Origin of the sequence: Microbacterium sp. ZOR0019 (genome assembly GCF_000800925.1) — a bacterium.
In the GTDB taxonomy this organism is placed as follows: Bacteria; Actinomycetota; Actinomycetes; order Actinomycetales; family Microbacteriaceae; genus Microbacterium; species Microbacterium aurugineum.
In genome coordinates this window covers 1-24,443 of the sequence record NZ_JRKC01000023.1, presented here as the reverse complement: position 1 = coordinate 24,443, position 24,443 = coordinate 1, and the positions used below count along the sequence as shown (strand labels likewise).

Here is a 24,443-nt window from a genome sequence, read left to right as displayed (position 1 = left end):
CATCAGTCACGGCGAGAGGGACATCCTTCACGGCGAGAGGGGCATCGGGGATGAAGAAAGCGACGAGCGGGATTTCCGCGTTCGCAGCCCTCGCGATCGTGCTGGTCGGATGCACCGCGATCGAGCCCGCGCCCGCAGCGACACCGACACCCTCGGGTTCGACCACCGTCGAGCTGATCATGAACGGCCCCGCGGTCACCGGCACCGGGCCGACCGCCCCGTACCCCGGCATCGACTTCCCCCTGCAGGAAGGCATGCGCTCGGTGACGATCGACATCGAGTGCGCCGGCGGCGGACTCTTCCACGCCGAGCTCGGTGACTCGATGGCGCTCGGACAGGCTCCCCTCCGCGGCACGTGCGACGGCACCACATCCCTGGTCTGGCCGATCACCGAGGCCACGGGACCGACCTTCACGATCTGGGTCCCCGACGGTGTCGAATGGACCGCGACACCGCACTTCTCCACGGCGGAGTTCGTCCGTGATGAGAAGATCACAGCCGAGTGCGAGGCGTTCGGGAACGTCTACAGCGCGCTGTGGAACGCCAATGCCGGATACACGACCTACCAGGCGTTCGACGAGACGGAGTGGAAGACCCGCGTCGAAGCGGCCGCGGTGGAACTCGAGTCGCTCGTGAAGGCATCCGATACGGCGATGGCCGACTCGTTCGCCGAGGTTCTGGCCGCGATGCAGGGTGAGAAGTCGGCTCCCGGCGCCTGGCTGTCCGAGACCAACCTGCTCGACCCGATCACCGACACCTGCAACAGGAACCACAGTCAGATGATCCTGCGCGCGGAGTTCGGCGGCTGACGGCTGCTCACCCGCGAAAGAGGAGAATGGGGACATGACTCCTCTCGGACGGATCGGTCAGGTCGTCGCGACCACATCACTCGGCACCATCGGAGCCATCCATCTGCTGTGGGCCTCCGGCGCGTCCTGGCCGGCGTCGAGCCGGAAGCGGCTGGCGCGACAGGTCATCGGCAGCGATGAGATGCCTTCAGCCGGCGCATGCCTCGTGGTCGGTGGAGGAATGCTCACCGGGAGCGCGATCATCGCCGGCGCAGGGGGAACTCACACGCTCGCCAAAGCCGCACGCGTGGCGGCGGCTCTGGTTTTCCTCCTCCGCGGCACGATGGACGGGGCTCGAGTGATCGCACTTCTCGGGCGGCCCGGTCCCCATCGCCGATTCGTCGAGCTCGATCGGCGCATCTACCGTCCGCTGTGCCTCATCACCAGCGCCGCGATCGCCCTCGCGGTGCGGGGAGACCGACGACGCTGACATCGAGGGGGTTCAGCGGCTCGATGCGGATGCGGCGCGCAGCTGCTCCGGGTTCCAGCGCACGCCGAGCGCCGACGTGAGCGCGGCTTGAGCGGCGCCGGCCGCGAGTGACACCCGAGGGTCGGCGTAGCGGACCGGGACCTGCGCCGTGCCGCGGGAGGGGTACTCCGTCTCGCGGCGGACCCGGTCGAGGAAGCGCGGCCCGAGTTCGGTCGCCGGTCCGCCGATCACGACTTCTGTCGGGTCGAGCAGTGCGCTGATGAGCTTGACAGCCCTCGCGAGCGCGCGGGCCCCCTCGTCGAGATGGCGCTCGTCCGCGCGGGCGGCGAGAGCACGGATCTCGGATGCGTCCATCGCATCGGTGAACTCGTCCCCGATCATCGCGCCCAAGGCTGCCGCGGACTCGAGACAGCCGCGCTGTCCGCACCGGCAGACACGCGCCGCCTCACCGAAGACGACTTGCACGTGCCCGATCTCGCCGGCGCGATCGCGTGGACCGGGCGCGAGTTCGCCGTTCAGGGTCACCGCGGCGCCCACGCCGCCGCCGAGGTGGATGAAGAGCCGGTATCCGGACGGGGATTCCTCCATCCCGGCTTCGGCGATGGCCTCGGCGTCGACGTCGTTGACGAGCAGCACGGGCGCCCCCAGCACACGCTCGAACCTCTCGGCGAGAGGCACGTCCTCCCACTTGAGCTGCACGCTCTCGAGCACCGAGCGCCCGTCCGTCGTGCCGGGGAGCTGGATCCCCGCAGCGAGCACCCGCGGTCCGAACTCGGCGGCCACCGCGGCCACGGCGTCGTCGAGTGCGCGGTCACGGGTCTCGGGGGTGTAGTCCGCGCGGCGGACGTCGACCTCGGTACCGTCGAGCGCCACCAGGGCGATGTACGCGTGCAGGGGTTGGATCACCAGGACGAGGATCAGGTGGTGACCCGCATCGACGCTCAGCGTGGTCGCCCGCTTGCCACCGGTGCTCGCGGCCTGCTCCCCTTCGACGACCAGTCGGTTCTCGATGAGCTCGGCGACGAGGGATGATGCCGTGGCTGCGGTCAGACCCGTCGCTCTCGCGATCCCCGCGCGCGTCTGGGTGCCCGGGTTGCGGAAGACGAGTTGCAGCGCACGCCGGAGGTTCGCGCGCCGCACCGACGCTTGAGTGTCCAGGCCCTCATCCGTGCTCAGCATGTGCGTCCGTTCCGGAGCTCGCCCGTGGCGAGCGGTTGACAGATCGTGGCGCGATCCGTAGTCTCTCCGTAAGTTTATTCATTGAACTTAGTTGGTCGATGAATCCCACAAAAGCTCCGGACGGGCGAGTGCTGCACACACCGTCGCCCGTCCGGCACCTCTCTCAGCGGCTCTCCGCCGCTTCCGTGTGATGGCGGATGACCTCCGCCACCACGAAGTTGAACCACTTCTCCGCGAACTCGGGGTCGAGATGCGCCTCCTCTGCGAGAGCGCGCAGACGGGCGACCTGCTGCTCCTCCCGATTCGGGTCGGACGCCGGCATCTCGTGCTCCGCTTTCAGCTGCCCCACCTGCTGGGTCGCACGGAAGCGTTCGGCCAGCATGAAGATGAGTGCGGCGTCGATGTTGTCGATGGTGGCGCGAAGTCGGAGCAGTTCGGCCTTCGGGTCCTCGGCGGCGGTCATGCCCCTACTCTAGAGCCGTCGAACACCCGGATTCCGACCCGCGGCACCGCTATCGTGAGCACATGAGCAACGAAGAGTCGCCGGCGCCCACTCCCCTCGATGACACCGCGCCCGCCCGGAAAGCACCGCGCACCGACGCCGCAGCCGCGAGCGCCGACTCTCCCACCGCAGAGCCCGCCGCGACCGGCGCAGCGCGCCCCGTGGTCATCGAGCCGATGACGCCGAGTCGCTCGTTCTGGACGCGCATCGACCGTCCGTTCGTCTTCGGCTTCCTCGTGACGCTCGGCGGACTCGGCGCGCTGGTGATCGGCCTCGCCCTGACGAGCCTGTCCACCGTGCTCATCTACATCGCACTCGCCCTCTTCGGCGCGCTCGGACTCGACCCGGCCGTCCGGTTCCTCGAGCGTCGCGGCCTCTCCCGCTCGATCTCCGTCGTCATCACGATCCTCGCGCTCATCCTCGTGTTCGCCGTCGTGCTGTGGATGATCATCCCGATCGTCGTCGAGCAGATCGCGAGCTTCGTCCGCTCCGTCCCCGGGATGATCCAGGACTTCACCCGCAGCGACATCTACGCCACGCTCGACGCGCAGTTCGGCGATCAGTTCCAGGATCTGGTCGCCGAGGTCCAGAAGTTCCTGACCGACTTCGGCAACCTCGCGACGATCGGCGGCGGCGCTCTCGCGGTCGGCGCGTCGATCGCGACCGGCATCTCGGGCGCCATCGTCGTGCTCGTGCTCACGCTCTACTTCCTCGCGACCCTGCCCAGCATGAAGCAGGGCCTGCTGCGTCTCGCACCGGCCCGCGACCGCGCTCGCGCGAGCGACATCACCGAGCAGATCACGGACTCGGTGGGTGGATACGTGATGGGGATGGTCGTGCTCGCCTTCTGCAACGCGGTCCTCGCCCTGACTCTCTACTCCATCCTGGGTCTGCCCTTCCCCCCACTGATGGCGACGGTCGCCTTCTGCGTCACGCTGATCCCGCTGGTCGGATCGGTGCTGTTCTGGATCATCGGCACCGGGCTCGCGCTCTTCACCAACCCGGTCGCGGCGCTGATCTTCGCGGCGATCTACCTCATCTACATGCAGATCGAGGCCTACGTGCTGACGCCGCGGGTGATGAACCGCGCTGTCGCGGTCCCGGGGTCACTGGTCGTGATCGGCGCCCTCGCCGGTGGCACTCTGCTCGGCCTCCTCGGGGCACTCGTGGCCGTGCCAGTCACCGCTTCCATCCTCATCATCATCAAACAGGTGCTGGTGCCGAAGCAGGATGCCCGCATCTGACCCTCGCCCGTACGACGAAGCGCCCGGACCCCTGAAGGTCCGGGCGCTTCTGTCACCCGACTCAGATGAGGTCGTTGTCGGTCAGCCAGGCCTCGGCGATGTCGCTCGCCGACTTCTGGTCGACCGTGCTCTGCACGTTCAGACCGACGAGCTCTTCGGCGGTGAGCTTGGCGCTGATGGCGTTGATCACGTCGGCGACCTCGTCGGCGACGCCGCTCGAGACGATCGGCACGACGTTCGAGGCCAGGATGATGTTCTCCGGGTCTTCGAGCGCGACGATGTCCTCGGTCTGGAAAGCGGGGTCGGCCGAGTAGATGTCAGCGACCTGGATCTCGCCGGCCAGCAGCGACTCCAGCGTGGTCGGGCCGGTCGCCGAGAACGCCAGGTCGACGCCGTAGACCTCCTTGGCGGCCGCGGGCCCGTACGGGCGCTGCTCGAACTCCGGTGCCGCACCGATCGTGACCGGCGTGGTCACCTTCGAGAGGTCACCGATCGAGGTGAGACCGTTCTCCTCGGCGAAGCTCTTGAGCACCGTGTAGGTGTCCTGGTCCGAAGCCTCCGCGTAGTCGAGAGCGGTCAGGCTGTCGGGCAGCGCGTCCTGCAGCGCGGCGTAGACGTCTTCCGGGCTGGTGGCCGTCGCGCTGTCGTCGAGGTACTCGAGCAGGTTGCCCGTGTACTCCGGGAACACGTCGATCGCGCCGGACTCGACGTCGGGCATGTAGGCGTCGCGCTGTCCGATGTTGAACTCGCGCTTGACGTCGAAGTCGGCGCCTTCGAGCGCTTGTGCGTAGATCTCGGCGATGATCTCGTTCGAGTAGTAGGCCTGGGAGCCGACGACGATCGTGTCGCCGCCGGAGCCCACGTCATCGGTCGGGGCGTCGAGCGGGTTGCTGTTCGCGCAGCCACCGAGGACGAGCACCGCGGCGAGCGCGGCGCCACCGGCGAGGGCGAGTCGTGACTTACGTGCTGTGAACATGGGGAGTTCCTCTTCTCTGGGACAACGGGGATGGGTGCTGTGGGACGGTGAGCGGCTGTGAACGTGTCAGGCGGTGGCCGGCGCGGGTGAGGCTGCAGCGGTACGCGACCGGCGGGTCGTGGTCGGCCCTCGCACACCAGCGGGGACGGCGGCGTGCTGGAGGAGGGCGAAGATCAGGTCGACCGCCAGCGCGAGGATGGCGACGAGGATCGCACCGCCGAGCACCTGGTCGAACTTGCGCAGGGGGATGCCCTGGATGATCGGCCAGCCGAGACCGCCGAGGTTCACGTAGGCGGCGATCGTGACCGTGGCGATCACCTGCAGGAGGGCCGCGCGGATGCCACCGACCAGGAGGGGCAGCCCGAGGCGCACCTCGACCTTCCAGAACACCTGCCACTCGGTCATCCCCATGGCGCGCGCCGAATCGAGCACACGGCGGTCGATGGCCTCGAGCCCGGTGTAGGCGCCCGCGAGGAGCGAGGGGATGGCCAGCAGCACGAACGTGATGATCGCGGCTTCGGGGATGCGGAGCACGCCGAGCAGCAGCACGAGCAGCACGAGGAGTCCGAAGGACGGGATCGCTCGGGCCGCGCCGGAGACAGCGACGGCGACCTCCCGGCCACGCCCGGTGTGGCCGATGAGCCATCCGATCGGCACCGCGATGATCGCGGCGATCAGCACCGAGATCAGCGTGTAGTACATGTGCTGGCCGAACAGGATCGGCAGCGAGTACGGCCCCTCCCACCGGTCGGGGGAGAAGAGCCAGGCGATGGCGTCGGTGAACACGTTCATGCGGCGGTCCTCAGCGTGGCCGCCTGTCGTGCGGCTGACGGTGTCTTGGCTGCACGCGTCCACGGCATCAGCGCGCGGCCGAGGAGCAGGAGCAACAGGTCGATCACCAGGGCGATCACCACGACCGCGATGACGCCCGCGAACACCTCGGCGAGGATGCGGCGCTGCAGGCCGTTCTCGAACAGATAGCCGAGATTCGTCACGCCCACCAGGATGCCGACGGTGGCGAGGGAGATCGTGCTGACGGCCGCCACACGCAGCCCGGCGAGCACGACGGGTCCGGCGAGCGGGAAGTCGACGGTCCAGAACCGGCGGAACCCGCCGTAGCCCATCGCGGTGGCCGACTGCCGGATGGCGGGATCGACCGAGTCGAGGCCGTCGGAGACTGCACGGACCAGGATCGCGACCGCGTAGATGGTGAGACCGATGATGAGGTTGATCGGGCTGCGGGCCGGATACCCGGCGACGGACGGCAGCAGGATCAGCAGCGCGAGTGACGGGATCGTGTAGAGCAGACCGGTGAGGACGATGACCGGCCCTTTGACCAGTTGATAGCGCCAGGCGACCCACCCGAGCGGCACCGACAGCACGAAGCCGAGCACGATCGCGATCGCGCTCTGCTGCAGGTGGATGGCGGTCAGCTCGAGGATGAGGCCGATGTTGTCGACGATCCAGTTCACGGAGCGCCCTTCGTCACGCTCTCCTCGCTCAGGAGCGCGTCGCTGACAGCATCGGGCACGTCGACGATCGATCCCTGCGTGCGCCCCTCCGAGTCGACCACCACGGTGCCCCTAGGCGTCTGCTTGAGGTGCAGTGCGCGGCGACCGCGATCGGCGCCGATGAACGCGGAGACGAAGTCGTCCGCCGGGTTCTCGATGATCTCGCTCGGACTGCCGACCTGCACGATGCGCGCCCCCTTGTCGAGGATCACCACTTGATCTCCGAGCAGGAACGCCTCGTCGATGTCGTGCGTGACGAAGACGACGGTCTTGTCGAGCTCGCTCTGCAGGCGCAGGGTCTCCTGTTGCAGGTCGGCCCGCACGATGGGATCGACCGCGCCGAAGGGCTCGTCCATGAGCAGGATGTTCGGGTCGGCGGCGAGTCCGCGGGCGACACCCACACGCTGCTGCTGGCCGCCGGAGAGCTGACTCGGGTAGCGCTCGGCGAGCGCCTGGTCGAGGCCGACCGTGTCGAGCAGGTCGCGCGCCCGCTGGTGGGCCGCAGCCCGCTTCACCCCGGTCAGCCGGAGCACCGTGGCCACGTTGTCGATAACCGTGAAGTGCGGCATGAGCCCGGAGTTCTGCATGACGTAGCCGATGCGTCGGCGCAGAGCCACCGGGTCGCCTTCGAGCACGCTCTCCCCGTCGATCTCGACGTCGCCGGAGGTGGGCTCGACCATGCGGTTGATCATGCGGAGCAGGGTGGTCTTGCCACAGCCGGACGAGCCGACGAACACGGTGGTCTTGCGTGACGGCAGCACGAGGCTGAAGTCATCGACGGCGAGTGCACCGCCGGGGAACCGTTTGGTGACGTTGCGGAACTCGATCATGGGCTGGTCTCCAGTCGGTCGATCGATGTGCGAGCGGACGAGTCTTGGCTCTTCTGGTGGCTACGGGCCGACCTCGACGCGCGGATCGAACGCCACGAATCCGGAGAAGTCTTTGCCGACACGATCGAAGGCCGACGGATAAGGAGTCGGATACGACCAGGCGTAGTCGGTGTGCAGCTCGCCGTCGGTCTGCACGGAGTAGTACTGAGCCGCGCCCTTCCAGGGACAGGTGTAGGGCGTGGGGCTCTCGACGAGCACCCCGGGTGTGATGGATGCGGGCGGGAAGTACCAGTTCCCTTCGATGCGGGCGAGATCGCTCTCGTCGGCCTCGGCGATGACGGTTCCTGCGAGTACAGCCTTCATGGTCCTGCCTCCTCGGATGTGTGTTCGAGCGTATAAGACGGTGGGGACATCGGGCTCGAGGGTTGCGCGCGGGCCGTCAATGTGAGAAACAATCCCGAATCTGTTCGGCCTGCCCGCGAAAACGGATTGCCCGCCACGATGGTCGGACTCAGGCGGAATCGCGCCCGTAGCCCTCCAGGAGTCGCAACCAGATCTCGCTGACGGTCGGGTACGACGGCACCGCATGCCAGAGACGGGCGATCGGCACCTCGCCGACGATCGCCACGGTGGCGGCGTGCACGAGTTCCGCCACCTCGGGGCCGACGAAGGTCGCACCGATCACGACATCGCGGTCGGTGTCGATCACGAGCCGCGCCTGCCCCTCGAAACCGTCTTCGTAGAGGCTCGCCCCCGCGATCCACCCCAGGTCGTAGTCGATCGCCTTCACGGTGATTCCGGCCTCGACCGCCTGCGCCTCGGTCAGACCGACGGAGCCGACCTCGGGGATCGAGAACGTGACCTGCGGGACGGCGGCCTGGTCGGCGGTCGCGACGTGACGACCCCAAGGGGTGTCATCCACGTCGTCGCCCTGGGCACGGGCGACGATGACGTCGCCTGCCGCCCTCGCCTGGTACTTGCCCTGGTGGGTGAGGAGCACGCGGCCGTTCACGTCGCCGACCGCATACAGCCAGTCGGATCCGGGGACCCGGAGGGTGTCGTCCGTCTCGATCCAGCGGCCGGGCTCCAAGCCCACGACGTCGAGGCCGATGTCTCCGCTGCGCGGCGAACGACCCGTCGCGGCGAGAACCTCGGTCACGATGATCTCCTCACCGCCGTCGAGCGTGACGGTCACCCCGTCGGCGCCACGGTGCACGGATACCGTGCCCGTGTCGGTGCGCACGTCGGCCGAGTTCCTTGAGGCCGGCTGCGACCCGCTCCCCGGCGAAAGGCTCCATCCCCCCGAGCAGACCGCTGCGGGCGATGACGGTGACCTGCGAGCCGAGTGCCGCGTATGCCGTGGCCATCTCGACCGCGACCACGCCTCCGCCGATCACGGCCAGGCTCTCCGGCAGCTCCTCGGCACTGGTCGCCTCTCGACTCGTCCAGGGTGCGGACTCACGGAGCCCGTCGATGGGCGGGATGACGGCGTCCGATCCGGTGCTGATGGCCACCGCATGCCGGGCGCGGAGCACGCGCGTCGCCCCGTCGGCATCCGTCACGGTCACCTCCCGCTCACCCGTCAGCCGGCCGTGCCCGCGCGCCAGATCGATCCCGGCGGAGTCGAGCCACTTCACCTGTCCGTCATCGGACCAGTTGCTGGTGAAGGAGTCGCGTCGTTCGAAGACCGCCCGCACATCGAGCTTCCCGGTCACCGCCTGCGAGGCGCCCGCCACGTGTTGCGCTGCCCGCAACGCCTGCGCCGACCGCAGCAGCGCCTTCGACGGCATGCACGCCCAGTAGGAGCACTCGCCTCCGACGAGCTCGCTCTCGACGATGATCGCGGTGAGTCCGCCCTGCACGGCGCGATCGGCGACGTTCTCGCCCACCGGACCTCCGCCCAGCACGATCAGGTCGTATTCGTCGGTCTTGTCCGCTGCGTTCATGACTGACACCTCTCCGTCGACCGGTTCCGTCGCCCAGTCTCGCTCAAGACCAACGCCGAGTCACGGGTGAGTTGTTCCCTCCGGCGTGGCGCGGGAGGGATGAGGCTGCGAGTCCAGATCGTCCAGGGAACTTCGGTGCGCCTCGGGCGCGGTCCTCCACCCACGAATCTCAAGCTGAACATCGCCCTCGCGAAAACGCTGGACCAGAGGAGCAGGAATGACGATCCCGGCAATGCCGGCGCTCGCTTCCAGGTCGATTCGAACGCTGCTCGCGCGTTCGGCGATGGCGTCATGCAGAGTGCGATTCAAACACGTCTGACGCTGTGGGGCTTCCGATTCGATGATCTCAACCGTGCGACTCTGATCGTCCGAGAGCCAGGTGACAGCGACGCGATCCACCGCCGGCGGCGTCGGATCATCCGCCTCTTCCTCTGCGAGATCCACTTCAGCCCAGATCTCGAACGACCGACCGCAGTCTTTCAACCACTGTCCGGAGAATATCGCCGAGGTCGGGGCAATTCTGGGGGCGAACCACAGCACGACGTCAACGTCGACGTCTGCTTCCGTCGCCAGGGCCTCAAGGATCGTCTGACCATCGTGCGTGGCGCGATCGAGGGCCTCCCCCAGATCCGCGCGACGATCATCGACGGGGATGTCGACTGTGAACACCGAATAGTCGCCTCTCTTCGGTCGGCCCCAACCTAGATCCAACCGAGACACGACGCTCGACGGCCCCGCGTCGGCACGCGAGAAGCCGAACAACCTACAACTCAGGTCGTGATCCTGGTCGTCCATCCTCATCCCTCGGAGAATCGCTTCCTGGGTCCAGGTGAGCGTGGCGGTCGCCCCCCGCAGCGGTCCTAATTCAGTTGCGTCAACCCGATTCTGTATGTCTCCAGCACTCGCATCTCGGAGATACGCCCGAATCGCACCTTTCCGCCCGTGGCATACCGCAGCGCTGGCCGAAAGGGCACAAGCATGAGCAAGACAAAGAGATTCATATCGTACCAACAGATCGCCTGCCTGAGTCGGGCTTTCTGAGCCCACGAATGGACCAGCAACCATGCGACAACCGAAAAGGGAATAAGGAACCAAAGGACAAACCCACGGACAAACAGCAACAACAGCATCGCGATGCCAGCGACAACCCTCATCAAAGTCCTCCAAGAAATCCAGACGAGTCTCGTTGATCGCCCAGGCTCAAGTATCTAGCTCTTCTTCAGGTACAGAATCTCGTTCTCCGTGAGCTCCTCCACCGGCGTCAGCGGACTGAGATCAACCCGAAGAACCGCTGGGCCATCTTGCAGCCTCCACGCGACCACCGGGAAGTTTGGTTCTGCACTCCGGCCCCAGTGACACGAATCGGACCGTGTAGTGGTCGTCTGATGCCGTTCCCCTCCAGGTACCTGAGAAATCGACGGTGTCATCCCAGAGGTCGTCAGGATCGTCATCCCAGAGGTCGTCAGGATCGTCATCCCGTTCGGGGACCGCGCCATCACAGTACAACCCCCGCGGCCACCCCGCGGCAGAGAACGTGCCGTCGCTCTGAACGTTTAGCACCACCACTTGATCACGGCCCTCAGAGGTCCACTGACCCACCGCATCGGTCGCGCGGAAGCCCTCGTCATAGCGCCCCGGGACATTTGAGCAGCCCGCGATCGCGCCAACGGCTAGAAGCAGAGCAACGGCGACCCCGATTCGGCGGGACTTACTCACCACGTCAACTCCTCGGTCCAGGTGAACGTCGTGTAGACGGTCGACACCGGCGGGCTTGTTCATGTATCCGGTACCGCTACACCACACACCCGACGAACCCAGAGGCGCACCAAACGGTCACCGATCAGAGATATCAACTCGACAGAAGCCCCTGAACGATGAGACTTCCTCCCAAGACTGCGATGACGGCTCCGGCTATCGCAATGTGGATCGGTGTGGACGGTCTCACTGCATCATCGGCAACAGGTTCTCCGAAGAAGACTTTGAGCCCCATGTGAATCATTCGAGCAAACCATCGACGAGCAATTACCGCGAACACTCCAATAACCGCAATCAGGGATCCAAGAGCTAGTTCAATGGGCATCTCGCACATCTTTCGCTAAGAATTGAATTTCACGCCAGCAGAATGACGTACACCACTGCCGCACCCGACGTGCAAGCGAACCTAGATGTCCGACTGTTCTTTCTCAAGGTAGAGCACCATGTCGTCGGTCAACTCCTCCGACGGTGTCAGTGGACTGAGTTCGACACGAAGACGCGTGGGACCGCCCGGGTCGGTCCACGCAACCACCGAGAAGTTGCTCTTGCATTCTGGTCCGGGGGACAAGAGCCTGATTGCGTACTCCTCTCCCGGCGCATCTCCCTCCCACGTGCCCGAGAAGTCAACGGTCTCATCCCACAGGTCGTCGGGGTCGTCCTCCGGCTCGGGAAGCTCACCACAAGACAGTCCCGTCGGCCATCCCTCGGCAGTGAACGTGCCATCATCTCGTATATCCAACGCCACCACCTCATCTCTGCCTTCCGACGACCACCGGCCCACCGCATCGGACGCACCGAACTCGAAATCATAATGACCCCAGTCGCTCACACACCCCGTCAACAGCGTCACAAACAGCAGAACCGCAGCGACAGCGCCGTGTCTCGCCGATCTCATCACCAACTCACTTCCTCCGTCCACGTGAACGTCGTGTAGACAGTCGACATCGGGCCCCTCTCGCCAGGCACGCCGTTGCCGAACTGTCGCAGCTGGTCGGTAAGGCTGACCAGCGACCCGACCGTGATGTCGTTTCGCAACTTGTACGTCACCGTCGCCGACGTTGCCGACGTCAACGTGACATCAGGCGCAAGGACGCTGTACGAGCCCGTTACGAGGAGCGATCGCTGGGTGTTGGTTGCTCCCGCATAGTTTCCGAGCGTCTCCAAGTCTTGTCTGAAGTTCGAGTTGCTCACCGAGGGAGGATCGGCATCGTAGCGGCGGGGATCAGGTATCCTCTGCCCTGTCCGCAGGGCCTCGAGAACATCATCGCGGTAGTTCCGCATGTGGACATGATCTCGCAGGCCTTGAGTGATCTTCGAATCTTCTCCAAAGACGATGTGCTGCGGAAGGTTGCCTCCCATCCACGCCCGGATCAGCGCTCCCTGCTCGCTCTTGAAGAACGAACCCATGTTGCTGAAGACGTATGCCCTCGACCTCGCCCCTTCATCGGACTCTGAAGATGAATTGCGGATGCCCTTGGCGATATTCATCAGCTGAGTACCGAACTCCTTGGAGTTCTTGTACCGCGGCGGAGCCGCATAGGGATGCGTCCGCCCGCCACAACCGCAGTCGACTTTGAACGCCAGCCCGCTCGGGTCCTTGTAGGTGGTGGGGTTGTTGCCCGAGTACGCATACCCCGTGTTCTGCTGCGGGAGGTTCGGGTCGATCACCGGATCCACCGACAAGAACTTCCCCAGCACCGGGTCATACGTCCGCGCACCCACCGTCGTCAGCCCAGTCGACGCGGTCGCAGGCTTATTCATGTACCCGGTACCACTACCCCACACACCCGACGAACCCAGAGGCGCACCAAACGGGTCACGGATCGTGCGCGTCGTCACACCCGCCGCGTTCGCGACCGTCTGCACATCCACCGTCCCCTCCAGATTCGAGAACACCCACGTCAACGTCGTCCCCGCAGTCCCGGTCTTCGCAGACTTCTCCGCCACCGGCTTCCCCTCGGCACCACTGTACGTGCGCACACCAGCCACCACACTCGACCCGACAGCCTGCGACAACACCGTGTCACCCACGAACAACGTCGCACCCTCCACCGAATCCGTCCGCAACAGGATGCTGCCATCCACGTTGTACACGAGATCCTGCGTCACCGACCCCGACACCACCTTCGAGACCTTCCCGACCTCATTGAACGTGATCGCCTGCCCCGGACGCCCCGTCATGTTGCCCGCCTCATCGTACGAATACGACCCCGGACTCACCGACGCCGGACCCGTGACCTCCGACACCGCATGCGGCCGCTCCGCTCCCGCCGCCGGGTACGAGTACGACGCCGTCGTCACCGTGTTCAAACTCGAACGCTTCACGAGCGCCGTCCGGTTACCCGTGGCATTGTCGAACGTGTACTCATGCCAGAACGGTTCGAACCCACCCATACCGCTCGCCGAAGGAGCCGTGCTGCATGCCGTCGAAGCATTCGGAGTCCATGCGCGCGTCAAATGCCGACTCACAGTCACGGGTGTCGCGCGTACGCAATTCCTGGGCAGCCGTACCGATCTTCCTCGCAGTACTACCGAGACCCGGTAATCGAGAGGGAGGTTGGTGCTGGAGCTGCGGGACGTCTTCACGACTGTTCGGCGGCTTCGCGCGACCAGGGGTGGTCGCATCGTGGGGGCGGCCTCTCTCCGCCCCCACACCTTCTCCTTCCGCCGCCGCTACCGGCAATCAGGCGGTCGCGAGCTCCCGCCCCCGGCGGGAGTCGGCGAACGCGCGGGGGTACGCCCGGCGCAGGGTGACGACGATCAGTGTGGCCGCGGTCACCTTGATGAGGTCGCCCGGGAGGAAGGCCAGGCTCGACAGCGTGGTGAGGTCGAGCGGAACTCCGGTCACGAGCGCCTGGACCGGGATGCCGAACGCGTAGACGACGAGCACGCCGCCGACCAGTGCGGCCACTGCACACCGCCACCAGGTGAACCCTCCGGTGCGCATGAGCAGCCCGATCACCACGACGCCGGCGATCCAGCCGATCAGGTAGCCCACGGTCGGTCCGACGAAGACGCCCAGGCCCCCGCGTCCGCCTGCGAGCACGGGGAGTCCGACCGCGGCGAGCGCCAGCACGAGGGCTATCGACCAGGGCGCGACGCGCGGACCGAGCACAAGACCCGCGAGCATGACGCCGAGCGTCTGCCCGGTGATGGGCACGCCGCCGGGGAGCGGCACGACAACCGTTCCCAGCACGATGATGAGGGCGGCGAACACGGCCACCCGACCGAGGGTCGCACTGAAGTCACGGGTCGACGCGGTCATCGCTCATCCTTCCTGAACGGTGTTCACCTGAACACCGTTCATCAGAGTACGGATGCGCGCCGCGCCGTGCAAATCACCAGTCTGGAGTGACCAGCACGATCTCGCGCCCGGGCGTCATCGGCAGCGTCGGCCGTGGCATCGGCCTTCGTCACGTCCCGACTCATGCCTCCCCCTCCTCCCGCGATTCGTCTTCGGCGGATTCGACACGGACCCTCGGGGAGAGGACCGCTGCCGCGAAGGCCACGACCGCAGCCAGCACGAACACGCCGAGGAACGGGTCGGCGCCCGCGAGCGCGGTGAACAGTGTGCCCGTGACGGCCAGGGCCAGGGCGCTGCCGAACGAGTCGGCGACCGTCATCGCACCGCTGTTGAAGCCCTGATTCTCCGGCGTGGACATCGCGAGCGTGAGGGCACTGGTGCGCGGACTCATCAACCCCATCCCCATACCCGCGATGACCCAAGCGAGTGCAATCAGCAGAGCGTCTCCTCGGAAGCCGGCAGTCGCGACGGTCAGCACGATGCCGGCGAACACGAGGCCTGTCCCGAGCCGCACGGCCGTCACGCTCGAGAAGCGCGCGCCCAGCCGCCCCTGGACGGTCGCGGCGAGGGACCACGCGAGTGCACCGCCGGTCAGCGCGAGTCCCGCCAGAGTCGGCGACAGATCGTACCGATCGGTGAGCAGGTAGGGCAGGTAGACCTGCGCTCCGAAGAACGCGGCGGCCGCGACGCCGCGGACGAGGATGACAGACGGCAGCCCCCGGCGTGCTCGAAGCGTCCCGCGAGGGACCAGCGGCCGGACCGCGATGAGGGCGACCACCACGGCAAGGACAGCGAGAGCAGAGCCGAACCCGGGGATGTCGCCGACCAGATTCAGCGCGAGCACAGCAACGGCCGCGAGCACCGACCATCCGAGTCGCCCGAACGCCCAGGGAGTCGTCGCATCGCCGTGGTTCGCGAGCCCGCGAAGTGCGGGCACGACCATCAGCAGCGCCACCAGCACCAGGATGACCACGCCAAGGAAGACCCAGTGCCAGCTCCAGAGTTCGGTCACGGCACCCGCGACCGTCGGGCCGATCAGCGAGGGGATGACCCAGGCCGCGGCGAAGCCGGCGAAGATCGCCGGATGGAGCTCGTGCGGGTAGACGCGGGCGACCACCACGTACAGGGCCACCATCAACCCTCCGCTGCCGAGGCCCTGGGCGAACCTCCCCGCGACGAGGATCTCCATGCTCGGCGCGAGGCCGGCGATCAGCAGTCCGACGATGAACAGGGCGATCGCGGTGTACAACGGAGCGACCGGTCCGCGACGATCCGCCCAATTCCCGGCGAGCACCATGCCGATGACCCCAGTGGCGAGAGGTCCCGCGAAGGCGAGCGCGTACAGCCGTTCTCCGCCGAGATCGGCGCTCACGGTCGGCATCACCGTGGTGACCGCCAGGGATTCGAACGCGCCGAGGAACACGAGCGCACAGGCGCCGATCGTGATCCAGAGGTAGTCGCGGCTCAAGATGCGGGGTGCGGCCGCGCCGGGCGTCGACACCTGCTCGGTCTCCGAGGTCATGATGATGACGCTAGAACCTCAAGTGAGCTTGAGGTCAAGCGGAGCGTGCCGACCACCTGTCGGGAGCCCGAACGGATGTCGGGCGCGGACGCGGAGTTTTCCCGACATCCGTGCATCCTCCCGACAGGCGGTCCGCGGGTCTGGCCAGACTCAGCCCGGAGGATCCCCTCAGCGCACCGGAAGGAAGTGTGTCGGCGTCGGCACCTGCGCCTCATGGCGGATGCCGAGGGGCGCACCGGTGCGCTCATCGAGGTCGAGCAGGGTGATGGTATCGGAGCGCTGCCCCGCGACCAGCAACTTGCCCTCGTGCACCAGATGGTGGCGCGGCCAGTCGACCCCCGCATCGGCGAGGGCCACGGATTCCAGGGCCTCACCCCCGCCGCGCACGCGCAGCGCCGCGATCGTGTTGCTTCCGCGCAGGGCCGTGTAGAGGAAGTGTCCGTCGCGGGTGCGGGCGAGCTCGGCGGGGAAGTCTGTGCCCACCTGGGCGATCGGACTCGACAGAGTCGACGACACGACGCTCCACGTGCGGTCGGACGCCTCGGCGAGCGTGAACACCTCGCACGAGTACTCGGTAACCACGTGCAGGTGCCCGCTGGGATGCAGCACCATGTGCCGCGGGCCGGTACCGAGCGGGAGCACGACCTCGTGGTCGAGCACGAGTCCGCTGCCGCTCTGCCGCCAGAACCGCACGAGGTCGAACCCGAGGTCGGTCGTGGCGATGCGCCCGTCGGGAAGGAACACGGCGGCATGCGCGTGCGAGACACGGTCACCGCCCACCCCGTACGGGTCGACCGCGGCGACGCCGTCACCGAGAGGCGTCGCCGCCGGTGCATCCGGGTCCGTGTCGTCGCCGAACAGTGCCGCGCGGAGTTCCGCCGCCGCATCCGGCCGTGCGGGCACGATCCGCCCGTCCGCATCGAGGCCGAGCCGCACGACGCGGCCGTCGCCGTAGCAACTGGCGACCAGAGCAGAGCCGTCCGCAGCGACCGCGACGTGACACACGTACTGGCCCACCGCCGCCGGTGCACCCATCGGGGAGAGGGCGCCGTCCCCCGTACGCACGAACGCCTGCACGGCGGAGTCGCCCTCGAGCGCCGCGTAGACGACGTCGAGCGTCGGATGCTGCGCCAGCCACGACGGCGAAGGGACCTCTGCGACCACGCCCCGGTACGCGAGCGTGGTCGCCTCTCGGCCTGCATCCCCCGCGAGCAGACCGATGCCGTCGGCAGAGCCGTCCATGCCGGGGCCGTAGCCGCCGAGCCAGAATCGCGTCACGACAGGCCGGATCAGTCGAGCAGGTCGTGGCGGACGATGACCTGGTCGCGCTCGGGGCCGACACCGATCACCGAGATGCGGGTGTTGCTCATCTTCTCGAGCGCCAGCACGTAGTCCTGTGCGTTCTGCGGCAGGTCCTCGAAGGTGCGGGCGACGGAGATGTCCTCGTTCCAACCCGGGAAGTACTCCAGGATCGGCTTCGCGTGGTGGAAGTCGGTCTGGTTGACGGGCACCTCGTCGAAACGCTCGCCATCGACGTCGTAGGCGACGCACACCGGGATCTCGTCGAGTCCGGTCAGGATGTCGAGCTTGGTGAGCACGAGGTCGGTGATGCCGTTGATGCGCGTCGCGTACCGGGTGATGGGCGCGTCGTACCAGCCGACCCGACGCGGACGCCCGGTGGTGGTGCCGAACTCGAAGCCCTGCTTGCGCAGCCAGTCGCCCTGCTCGTCGAAGAGCTCTGTCGGGAAGGGACCCGATCCGACGCGGGTCGTGTACGCCTTGACGATACCGACGATGCGGTCGAGCGCACCGGGGCCGACGCCCGCACCCGTCGCGGCTCCGCCGGCGGTCGCCGACGACGAGGTCACGAACGGATAGGTGCCGTGGTCGATGTCGAGCATCGTGGCCTGACCGCCTTCGAACACGACGACTTCGCCACGATCGAGGGCCTCCGCGATCAGGTAGCCCGTGTCGGCGACAAGGGGGCGCAGGCGGTCGGCGTACGACAGCAGATCATCGACGACCTCGTCGGCGGTGATCGCGCGACGGTTGAAGATCTTCACCAGCAGGTGGTTCTTCTGATCCAGAGCGCCTTCGACCTTCTGGCGCAGGATGTTCTCGTCGAAGATGTCCTGCACACGGATACCGACGCGGTTGATCTTGTCGGCGTAGGCCGGACCGATGCCTCGACCGGTGGTGCCGATCATCCGCTTGCCGAGGAAACGCTCGGTGACCTTGTCGAGCGTGCGGTGGTACTGCGTGATGATGTGCGCGTTGGCGCTGACCTTGAGACGCGAGACGTCGATGCCCCGGGCGGCGAGCGCCTCCAGCTCGAAGAACAGGACCTCGAGGTCGACGACGACGCCGTTGCCGATCACGGGGGTCACGCCCGGAGAGAGGATGCCGGAGGGCAGCAGGTGCAGCGCGTACTTCTCGTCTCCCACGACGACGGTGTGCCCGGCGTTGTTGCCGCCGTTGAACTTCACCACCCAGTCGGTGCGCTCACCGAGCAGATCGGTGGCCTTGCCCTTTCCTTCGTCGCCCCACTGCACGCCGACGATAACGATTCCTGGCATGGGTAACCCCCTGGCTTTCGCCGGGTTTGCACCGGCCGATGAGCTGGCCCTCTTCGGGCCGTCCCATCCTATCGGGAGCCTCTCCCCCGCCCCTTCGCCCCGGCGTTCTTCTGGACGCAGCGAGGCACAGAACGGCGAGGTACAGCTTTCGCATCGCGCGGGACAGGTGCGGGAAGACGGAGCTCGACCCGCACCTGTCGTGGCCTAAGAGAGCAGTCGGTGTATGTTCCACCCGTGGCCGAACTTGATCCTGACGTAACTCTTGCCGCCGTCGCGACTGCGGTAGTTCCACAGATCTCCCGCCGTATCCCGCGCGATGAGATCTGCCTTCCCGTCGCCATCGTAGTCGAGGCCACCGGTCAATGCCGTCATGGTGTTCCAGCCCCCGCCGATCTTCAGGCCGGTCCCGAGCGTCGAGCCGTTGCCTGAGTAGAGGTACAGGAGCCCCGCGTTGGTGACGCCGAGAATGTCGCCGTTCCCGTCCCCATTGAAGTCGCCGGCCACCACCCGACTGACCGCCCCCCAGGTCGGCCGAAGTTTGATCCGATCGCCGAACGATCCATCGCCCGTCCCGAGGTACGCGTACAGGTCTCCATCGGGTTCTCGGGCGACAAGGTCAGCATGCTTGTCGCCGTTGAAATCGACGCCTCCGCTGATCAGACCCTTTGTGTTCCATCCCACACCCACCAGCGCCTTCGTCGCGAACCCGAAAGCCCCATCACCCTTGTGATACCAAAGGGTGCCGTCTGATTGCACAGTCACGAAGTCCCCCTTGGAGTCGCCGTCATAGTCGCCGTGAATCAGCGCCGTCGTCGAGTCCCACCCCGAGGTCAGAATCGTCTTCGTCTTCCATCCCCCGGCACCATTGGTTGGATACGCCGTGAGCACGCCTGAGTTCGAGATCGCGAGGACATCAGGAAAACCGTCGCTGTTTATATCGAACGATGCCTTTGCTGTGGGGAAGGATGTACCCCTGTACTCGAAGTGGTTGTGCGTGCACACCTCTTCGATCTGCGACCAGCCGGGAGGGGCCGCGAGCGGAGCACGGCAGTTCACCTGTCCTACGGCCGCCGCCGTCGGGAGCGCGTCGAACATCGCCGCGATCAGTGCCCGATCCTCGTCCGTGTCGCCGGTGGCCGTGACACCGTTGACGACACTGATGTCGACGGCGTGGCCGCCGCTGTTCTTCGCGTGATAGCTCGTGGCCGACGGCGTCGCCGTGGTGCAGTACTCGTTGAGCGACGAGATCGTGATCGAGAAGTTCTGATCGACCACGACCTTCTTCAGCGCAGCGAGGATCACGGGATCGATCGTGCAGTCGCGAACCTGTCCGCTGATCAGGTGTCCGCGCTTGAATCCGTCGGCATAGGCCTGGATCTGAGCGAGCGCTTCGGTTCCGCTCACGCGTCCGGAGTCCACGATCTGTTGCGCCAATGCCTGATCTGCAGCGGCGACCGGAGTCGTGTCGAGCCCCTTCTGGATCATGCGCGCCACCCAGCCGGCGATGACATCAGAACGGGTCGCGACCGTCGAGGCCGTACCCGCGGGAACACCCGAGCCGTAGCAGCCGGTCTGAGTGGACTGGGACGCGACCGCGACAAGCGTGTCGGTTCCGTCGATGTTGCGGACCCCGGGAGCGCCACCGTCGCCGAGGCAGAGCGAAGCGTCGGTTGCCGCGGTGGTCAGAGTCGTCGCTTCGATTGTCGTCACCGGGTACGTGTTCGTGTGGGACGCAAGCGGGACCCAGACGGACTCGGTGCGACCGAAACCTGTGAAAGCGACGTCCTGCCCGGCCGCCGGAGCGGTTGTGGCGACCGGCATGGGAGTGATGTCGTCGACCGGGCTCTCCAGCTTCGCCAGCACCACGTCCTGGCCGTTGCCGGCCGGCTCGAGGCGGGTGATCTTCACACCCAGCTCACCGCTACCGCTCGCGACCTTGTCGTTCGCGACGTCCGGACCGAACAGCGCCCGCGCCGGAGCGGGCGGCGCATCTGCGGCGACCGTGGCCGGGTCAGTGGCGAAACAGCTCGCCGCCGTCAACACCCACGACCGATCCACCAGCGTCCCCGTGCAGGAGCCCAGGTCGGTGCGGATCTTCGCGATCGCGGTTCGCGGATGCGTGGCCGTCGTCGCCGGCTCATCCACCGCCGGGTCAGCCTTCACCTCGATCACCACGATCGTCGACTGACCGGTGAAGTTCTCGTCGACAGTCGCTCGCCCACCCGCCGGAACCTCGGCCACCTCCTCCGGTTCACCTGCGACCGAGTACGTTACGTCCATCGGTTGCGCGCCGGCCTTGACACCGAACGACGCCGCGATCTCGAGATTCAGAACGGCCGGTCGGAAGGCGACCTCGAAGCACACCTTCGCCGTCTTGCCCGACTTCTCGAACTCGACCTCGACCTGCCCGGTGCCCCGCGCGCAGGTCGCCACCCGCAACCCGCCGTTGCCATCCTTCAGAACGATGCCAGCTGCGGTGCCAACGGACGCTCCGTCCGGATACGCGCCCGACTCCACGAGATACCCCGGAGCATCATCAGCGACTGCCGAGGCCACCGGGGCCGAGACGAGCAATGCCGACACCAACGCCGCCGCCATCACGCCAGCCGCAGCGCGGCCTCGACGGGGAGATTTCAACGAAAACATGCAATACCTTTCAATGAGACGCCACTGGCGTGACGCACGGCAACGAGCGTTAGTAATCCGTGCGCAGGGGGATAGGAGTTCTGGCCGCGTCGATCGTACGCGCGACGCGGGCGATGCCTTCGGGGTGCCCATCACTAACATTTAGAAGCACATGAAAGGGTATCGGCGGTCTTTTGTACTGTTCAGGGCTACTCACGGCATTTGACCACGACTCGCCAGCTGCAGTGATAGTGCGCAAAAATGCCTCAAGTTCGATGGGATCATCGATGAGAAGCTCCTCTGCGCGCTCGATGACGATCACGTACGCGCTAGCGGGAAGCCACTCGTCCAACGAAACGAGACAGTCCTTTAGTGCTGACCAGTTTTCACCGAAGTCGTCGAAGAACTGGAGCGCAGCGCTGAACTCGTTCATGAGCCCCTCGTAAGATCGCATCTTCCAGCCCCGCAAATGCCTAACGCAAACATTGTCCAACTGAGGAGACGCATAGAAATATGTTGGAATCCACTCGCGACGCTCAGGCTCTCCGTGGCCAAGATAAATCCATGGACCCGAAGGCGACCACAGAAACCCCATTGAAGTCGTAGTTGTCATCGTATTTGCACCCATGTTCGATAGTGGTCTGCAGTCGCCCAAACTCTACCGTCGGATCCTACGACGATGCGTTTGTCATCCATCTTCTGCCTGGGTGGCCTGGGATTGACATAGTTCTCGGTATACGTAATCGGATTGCCGTTCGCGTCAGTGGCGTCAAGGAGCGCGGTTCCGCCTCGGCCATCATTTTCGTACTTTCCGGGATTCTTAACATTATTCCGAGGCGCCCCGCTCTCGATTTCATCGAGAGCGCGAAGGAAGTCGTCTCCCAGATCACTGACGTCGCACAAGCCGGAGGATGCCGGGCGAATGCCTGTGCTCCGTTGGGATACTGAAGGCGCGAAGTTGCCTCCGCTGCGCTTACACGTCAAGGCAGCGAGTTCGTTCACTTTGTTCTTGTTGCGAGTGAGAAGGGCGAGCGAATCCGAGACTCTATCGGAAAACGTCAGAAGCTTCGTTGCGATCTTGGCAATGAGAGGGATAGCTTCAAGCAGCTTCGCCAATTTGCCGACGGGCACGAAGCCAACGATCGACATGAGACAAGCACCAATGTCACCTTTGGTGACACAATTCATGATGTCAGTCACGCCGATGAGATCGAGAAGGACCTGGCCCCCTTCTTGCAGAATCAGGTTGATCAGCGCATCTGGCTGGCTCAACGCGTAGGCCTCTCGCAACCGCTGAACCGCCGCGTCGCCGCCCTCGGCATAGGCCGCATCGATCTGCGCCTGCGTCAAACCAGCGCCTTGACCGGGCGGCGGTGGGAATCCATCGGACCAGTCGCCGTCGCGTTGTTTGGCTGCCGCGATATTCCTCGCTTCTGTTGCCGCCTTGGCTGCAGCGGCTGAATCGAGTCCCGCATTAATCGCCGTGGCAGCGGCGCGACTCGCCGCTTCGTTGGCCCGTGCTGCAGCAGCGCTGGCCGACTGTGCCGACGACGTGGCTTGGGCGGCGAACCCGTTGGCCTTCTGCGCGTCTGCGGTCGCGGCCGTCAGCGCCTGATGTGCGCGGTGCGACGACTGACGTGCTTCGTTCTCAGAGGCGGTCTCCTGGTTGGCCGAAGTCGCCGCCTTCGCCGCCCAGCCCTGCGCCTGCTCCGCGTACTGTCGAGCCAACTCGGCACTGTCCTGCGCCTCCTGTGCGGCCTGTCGCGCCGTCGCGGCGGCCTTCTCCGCGAGAGCGGCTGCCTCGCGAGCAGCCGCAGCCTGCTGGTCGGCCAGGTGCAGCATGCTCTGCATCTGAGCGACGTGAGCGGCGGTGTCGTTGTCCCGCTTGGCAGCCTCGTACTGACCTTGCTCCAGGAACTTCTTCAGCGAAGCCCGAGAGCCCTCGAGGGCGATGTTCGCGGCTGCCTTCACCTCGGGACCGCCCGTCGAGCTGAGCGCGAAAGCGGCCGCTCGCTGATCGATCTCGAGCGCGTCGTACTGCCCCTCAGCGATGAACTTCGCGAGCACAGTGGGATCATCGGCATCCAGCGCGCGGTTCGCCTCGCGCTGCATCGCCGGCCCTCCGTCGGTGGCGAGCACGAATGCGATCTGACGGTTCTCGAGATCGCGGATCTCAGGAAGCCGCTCGTTGAGGAACTCAGCGACGTACTCTTCACCGTTCTCGAGGACGTCATAGGCCTCGTCCTGCAGCATCGTGTTGTCGCCGTCGTACAGGAGAGCCTTCGCCTCATCCCACTGGTCCTGCTCGAGGGCGACGCTGTACCCGTCCTTGAAGAACTCGACCACGGCCTCGTCGTTTCCGACGACCGCCTGCTCCGCCGCTGCCGCGACCCACGGGGTTCCCGACGTGATGAGGGCGAGCATGGCCGAGCGCGCTTCCGGCAGCAGCTCCTGCAGGTTCGCGTCCGGGGAGGTGATCTTCTTCAGGAAGGCGCTGCTCTCCGCGACAGCGGCGGCGCCCTCCTTCTTGGCCTCGTCCTCGAGCTCCTTGGCTTCAGCTTCTTCGGCAGCGGCAATCTCCGCCTGCGCAAGCCCGAACTCCTCTTCCGCGGCGAGACGCTCCGCGTCAGCCTTCCGCGCCAACTCGAAGATGGTCTTCGCCAACTCGACATCGTTCGTCGCGGCGTCGGCAGCGTCAGCCGCCTTTTCCGAGGAGGCCGTGGCTCGAGCCGCCGCGCCTTGCGCGACACCGGCCTGAGCAGCCGCAGTATCGGCCTCGATCGCCGCTGCCTTGGCGTTGTCCGCTGCGCGACCGGCCGCATCACGGGCCTGCTGCGCGACCGCCGATGTCTCGGCGGCAAGGCGGTCCGTCCGCGCCGTGGCGGATGCGGCGCGGTTCTTTGCCGCATTCGCCTCCGCTGCAGCCGCCCGTGCTTGCGCGGCAGCCGCCGACGACACTCCCGACGCCTGGGATGCCTCGGTCGCATACCCGGCCGCTTCGCCGGAGTAGCCGGCCGCAGCTCCCGCCGCCTTTGCCGCACGGTTCGCCGCGTTCGTCGCCGTCTCCGCTTCTGCCGCCGCACGCTTGGCCTTGGTCGCCTTGTCCGCGGCGTCGCGCGCCTTCTCCGCCTCGGCCCGCGCCGCTGCGGCCATGCCGGCTTGGCCCGCAGCGTTCGCCGCCGCACCATCGGCACT

General features: G+C 66.3%; 20 protein-coding genes and 2 pseudogenes. 3 read left to right on the top strand and 19 right to left on the bottom strand.

Features of this window, described 5'->3' with window-relative positions:
- The first annotated feature begins 50 nt into the window (after window positions 1–50).
- Window positions 51–809: a hypothetical protein gene (locus L978_RS18305; RefSeq protein ID WP_052193395.1), complete on the top strand. Its 759-nt coding sequence runs from the start codon at window positions 51–53 to the stop codon at window positions 807–809.
- Window positions 810–843: 34 nt separating this feature from the next.
- Window positions 844–1,278: a DUF3995 domain-containing protein gene (locus tag L978_RS07035; protein WP_047521755.1), complete on the top strand. Its 435-nt coding sequence runs from the start codon at window positions 844–846 to the stop codon at window positions 1,276–1,278.
- Window positions 1,279–1,290: 12 nt separating this feature from the next.
- Here L978_RS07035 and L978_RS07030 read toward each other — a convergent pair whose 3' ends face one another.
- Entirely contained in the window at window positions 1,291–2,457 is a 1,167-nt protein-coding gene (locus tag L978_RS07030; protein WP_052193394.1) for an ROK family protein, read from the bottom strand.
- A 163-nt stretch (window positions 2,458–2,620) separates the two neighbouring features.
- Window positions 2,621–2,920 carry a chorismate mutase gene (locus tag L978_RS07025; RefSeq protein ID WP_047521753.1) on the bottom strand — a complete coding sequence of 100 codons (300 nt, stop codon included), beginning with the start codon at window positions 2,918–2,920 and terminating at the stop codon, window positions 2,621–2,623.
- A 62-nt stretch (window positions 2,921–2,982) separates the two neighbouring features.
- Between L978_RS07025 and L978_RS07020 the strand changes: the two genes are divergently transcribed.
- Window positions 2,983–4,203, top strand: coding sequence for an AI-2E family transporter (locus L978_RS07020; protein ID WP_047521751.1), 1,221 nt, complete (start codon window positions 2,983–2,985; stop codon window positions 4,201–4,203).
- A gap of 61 nt (window positions 4,204–4,264) precedes the next feature.
- Here L978_RS07020 and L978_RS07015 read toward each other — a convergent pair whose 3' ends face one another.
- The 17 genes and pseudogenes from L978_RS07015 to L978_RS06935 form a co-directional block, all read right to left on the bottom strand.
- A complete protein-coding gene (locus L978_RS07015) occupies window positions 4,265–5,179 on the bottom strand; it encodes an ABC transporter substrate-binding protein (RefSeq protein WP_047521749.1) in 915 nt (304 codons plus the stop codon).
- 66 nt (window positions 5,180–5,245) lie between these two features.
- Complete coding sequence (locus tag L978_RS07010; RefSeq protein WP_047521748.1) at window positions 5,246–5,971, bottom strand: ABC transporter permease; 726 nt, start codon at window positions 5,969–5,971, stop codon at window positions 5,246–5,248.
- Entirely contained in the window at window positions 5,968–6,651 is a 684-nt protein-coding gene (locus L978_RS07005) for an ABC transporter permease (RefSeq protein ID WP_047521746.1), read from the bottom strand. Before L978_RS07005 ends, L978_RS07010 begins: the two co-directional genes overlap by 4 nt.
- A complete protein-coding gene (locus L978_RS07000) occupies window positions 6,648–7,520 on the bottom strand; it encodes an ABC transporter ATP-binding protein (RefSeq protein WP_047521744.1) in 873 nt (290 codons plus the stop codon). Before L978_RS07000 ends, L978_RS07005 begins: the two co-directional genes overlap by 4 nt.
- Window positions 7,521–7,580: 60 nt before the next feature.
- Window positions 7,581–7,883, bottom strand: coding sequence for a DUF427 domain-containing protein (locus L978_RS06995; RefSeq protein ID WP_046748074.1), 303 nt, complete (start codon window positions 7,881–7,883; stop codon window positions 7,581–7,583).
- Between the two features lie 148 nt (window positions 7,884–8,031).
- Window positions 8,032–9,466: pseudogene (locus tag L978_RS06990) on the bottom strand (dihydrolipoyl dehydrogenase family protein).
- Between the two features lie 60 nt (window positions 9,467–9,526).
- Window positions 9,527–10,261: a hypothetical protein gene (locus L978_RS06985; RefSeq protein ID WP_156118248.1), complete on the bottom strand. Its 735-nt coding sequence runs from the start codon at window positions 10,259–10,261 to the stop codon at window positions 9,527–9,529.
- Between the two features lie 480 nt (window positions 10,262–10,741).
- Window positions 10,742–11,245: a hypothetical protein gene (locus L978_RS18715; RefSeq protein ID WP_156118247.1), complete on the bottom strand. Its 504-nt coding sequence runs from the start codon at window positions 11,243–11,245 to the stop codon at window positions 10,742–10,744.
- A 382-nt stretch (window positions 11,246–11,627) separates the two neighbouring features.
- Window positions 11,628–12,122, bottom strand: a complete 495-nt coding sequence (locus L978_RS06975) for a hypothetical protein (RefSeq protein ID WP_156118246.1) — start codon at window positions 12,120–12,122, stop codon at window positions 11,628–11,630.
- Window positions 12,116–13,615, bottom strand: a complete 1,500-nt coding sequence (locus tag L978_RS06970) for an RHS repeat-associated core domain-containing protein (protein WP_047521736.1) — start codon at window positions 13,613–13,615, stop codon at window positions 12,116–12,118. Before L978_RS06970 ends, L978_RS06975 begins: the two co-directional genes overlap by 7 nt.
- 289 nt (window positions 13,616–13,904) lie before the next feature.
- Window positions 13,905–14,486, bottom strand: a complete 582-nt coding sequence (locus L978_RS06965; RefSeq protein ID WP_047521735.1) for a biotin transporter BioY — start codon at window positions 14,484–14,486, stop codon at window positions 13,905–13,907.
- A gap of 160 nt (window positions 14,487–14,646) precedes the next feature.
- Entirely contained in the window at window positions 14,647–16,047 is a 1,401-nt protein-coding gene (locus tag L978_RS06960) for an MFS transporter (protein WP_047521734.1), read from the bottom strand.
- Window positions 16,048–16,215: 168 nt separating this feature from the next.
- Window positions 16,216–17,325, bottom strand: a complete 1,110-nt coding sequence (locus L978_RS06955; protein WP_081996949.1) for a lactonase family protein — start codon at window positions 17,323–17,325, stop codon at window positions 16,216–16,218.
- An 11-nt stretch (window positions 17,326–17,336) separates the two neighbouring features.
- Window positions 17,337–18,623 carry an adenylosuccinate synthase gene (locus L978_RS06950; RefSeq protein ID WP_047521732.1) on the bottom strand — a complete coding sequence of 429 codons (1,287 nt, stop codon included), beginning with the start codon at window positions 18,621–18,623 and terminating at the stop codon, window positions 17,337–17,339.
- 204 nt (window positions 18,624–18,827) lie between these two features.
- Window positions 18,828–21,221: an FG-GAP-like repeat-containing protein gene (locus tag L978_RS06945; protein WP_047521729.1), complete on the bottom strand. Its 2,394-nt coding sequence runs from the start codon at window positions 21,219–21,221 to the stop codon at window positions 18,828–18,830.
- 97 nt (window positions 21,222–21,318) lie between these two features.
- Complete coding sequence (locus L978_RS06940; protein WP_269429710.1) at window positions 21,319–21,843, bottom strand: barstar family protein; 525 nt, start codon at window positions 21,841–21,843, stop codon at window positions 21,319–21,321.
- A gap of 14 nt (window positions 21,844–21,857) precedes the next feature.
- Window positions 21,858–24,443, bottom strand: a pseudogene (locus L978_RS06935) (hypothetical protein); the annotation flags it as partial.

Coding starts and splice junctions, on each gene's coding strand:
- L978_RS18305 (WP_052193395.1), top strand. CDS start 51: ATGAAGAAAGCGACGAGCGGGATTTCCGCGTTCGCAGCCCTCGCGATC.
- L978_RS07035 (WP_047521755.1), top strand. CDS start 844: ATGACTCCTCTCGGACGGATCGGTCAGGTCGTCGCGACCACATCACTC.
- L978_RS07030 (WP_052193394.1), bottom strand. CDS start 2,457: ATGCTGAGCACGGATGAGGGCCTGGACACTCAAGCGTCGGTGCGGCGC.
- L978_RS07025 (WP_047521753.1), bottom strand. CDS start 2,920: ATGACCGCCGCCGAGGACCCGAAGGCCGAACTGCTCCGACTTCGCGCC.
- L978_RS07020 (WP_047521751.1), top strand. CDS start 2,983: ATGAGCAACGAAGAGTCGCCGGCGCCCACTCCCCTCGATGACACCGCG.
- L978_RS07015 (WP_047521749.1), bottom strand. CDS start 5,179: ATGTTCACAGCACGTAAGTCACGACTCGCCCTCGCCGGTGGCGCCGCG.
- L978_RS07010 (WP_047521748.1), bottom strand. CDS start 5,971: ATGAACGTGTTCACCGACGCCATCGCCTGGCTCTTCTCCCCCGACCGG.
- L978_RS07000 (WP_047521744.1), bottom strand. CDS start 7,520: ATGATCGAGTTCCGCAACGTCACCAAACGGTTCCCCGGCGGTGCACTC.
- L978_RS06995 (WP_046748074.1), bottom strand. CDS start 7,883: ATGAAGGCTGTACTCGCAGGAACCGTCATCGCCGAGGCCGACGAGAGC.
- L978_RS06985 (WP_156118248.1), bottom strand. CDS start 10,261: ATGGACGACCAGGATCACGACCTGAGTTGTAGGTTGTTCGGCTTCTCG.
- L978_RS18715 (WP_156118247.1), bottom strand. CDS start 11,245: ATGAACAAGCCCGCCGGTGTCGACCGTCTACACGACGTTCACCTGGAC.
- L978_RS06970 (WP_047521736.1), bottom strand. CDS start 13,615: ATGGGTGGGTTCGAACCGTTCTGGCATGAGTACACGTTCGACAATGCC.
- L978_RS06965 (WP_047521735.1), bottom strand. CDS start 14,486: ATGACCGCGTCGACCCGTGACTTCAGTGCGACCCTCGGTCGGGTGGCC.
- L978_RS06960 (WP_047521734.1), bottom strand. CDS start 16,047: ATGACCTCGGAGACCGAGCAGGTGTCGACGCCCGGCGCGGCCGCACCC.
- L978_RS06950 (WP_047521732.1), bottom strand. CDS start 18,623: ATGCCAGGAATCGTTATCGTCGGCGTGCAGTGGGGCGACGAAGGAAAG.
- L978_RS06945 (WP_047521729.1), bottom strand. CDS start 21,221: ATGGCGGCGGCGTTGGTGTCGGCATTGCTCGTCTCGGCCCCGGTGGCC.
- L978_RS06940 (WP_269429710.1), bottom strand. CDS start 21,843: ATGGGGTTTCTGTGGTCGCCTTCGGGTCCATGGATTTATCTTGGCCAC.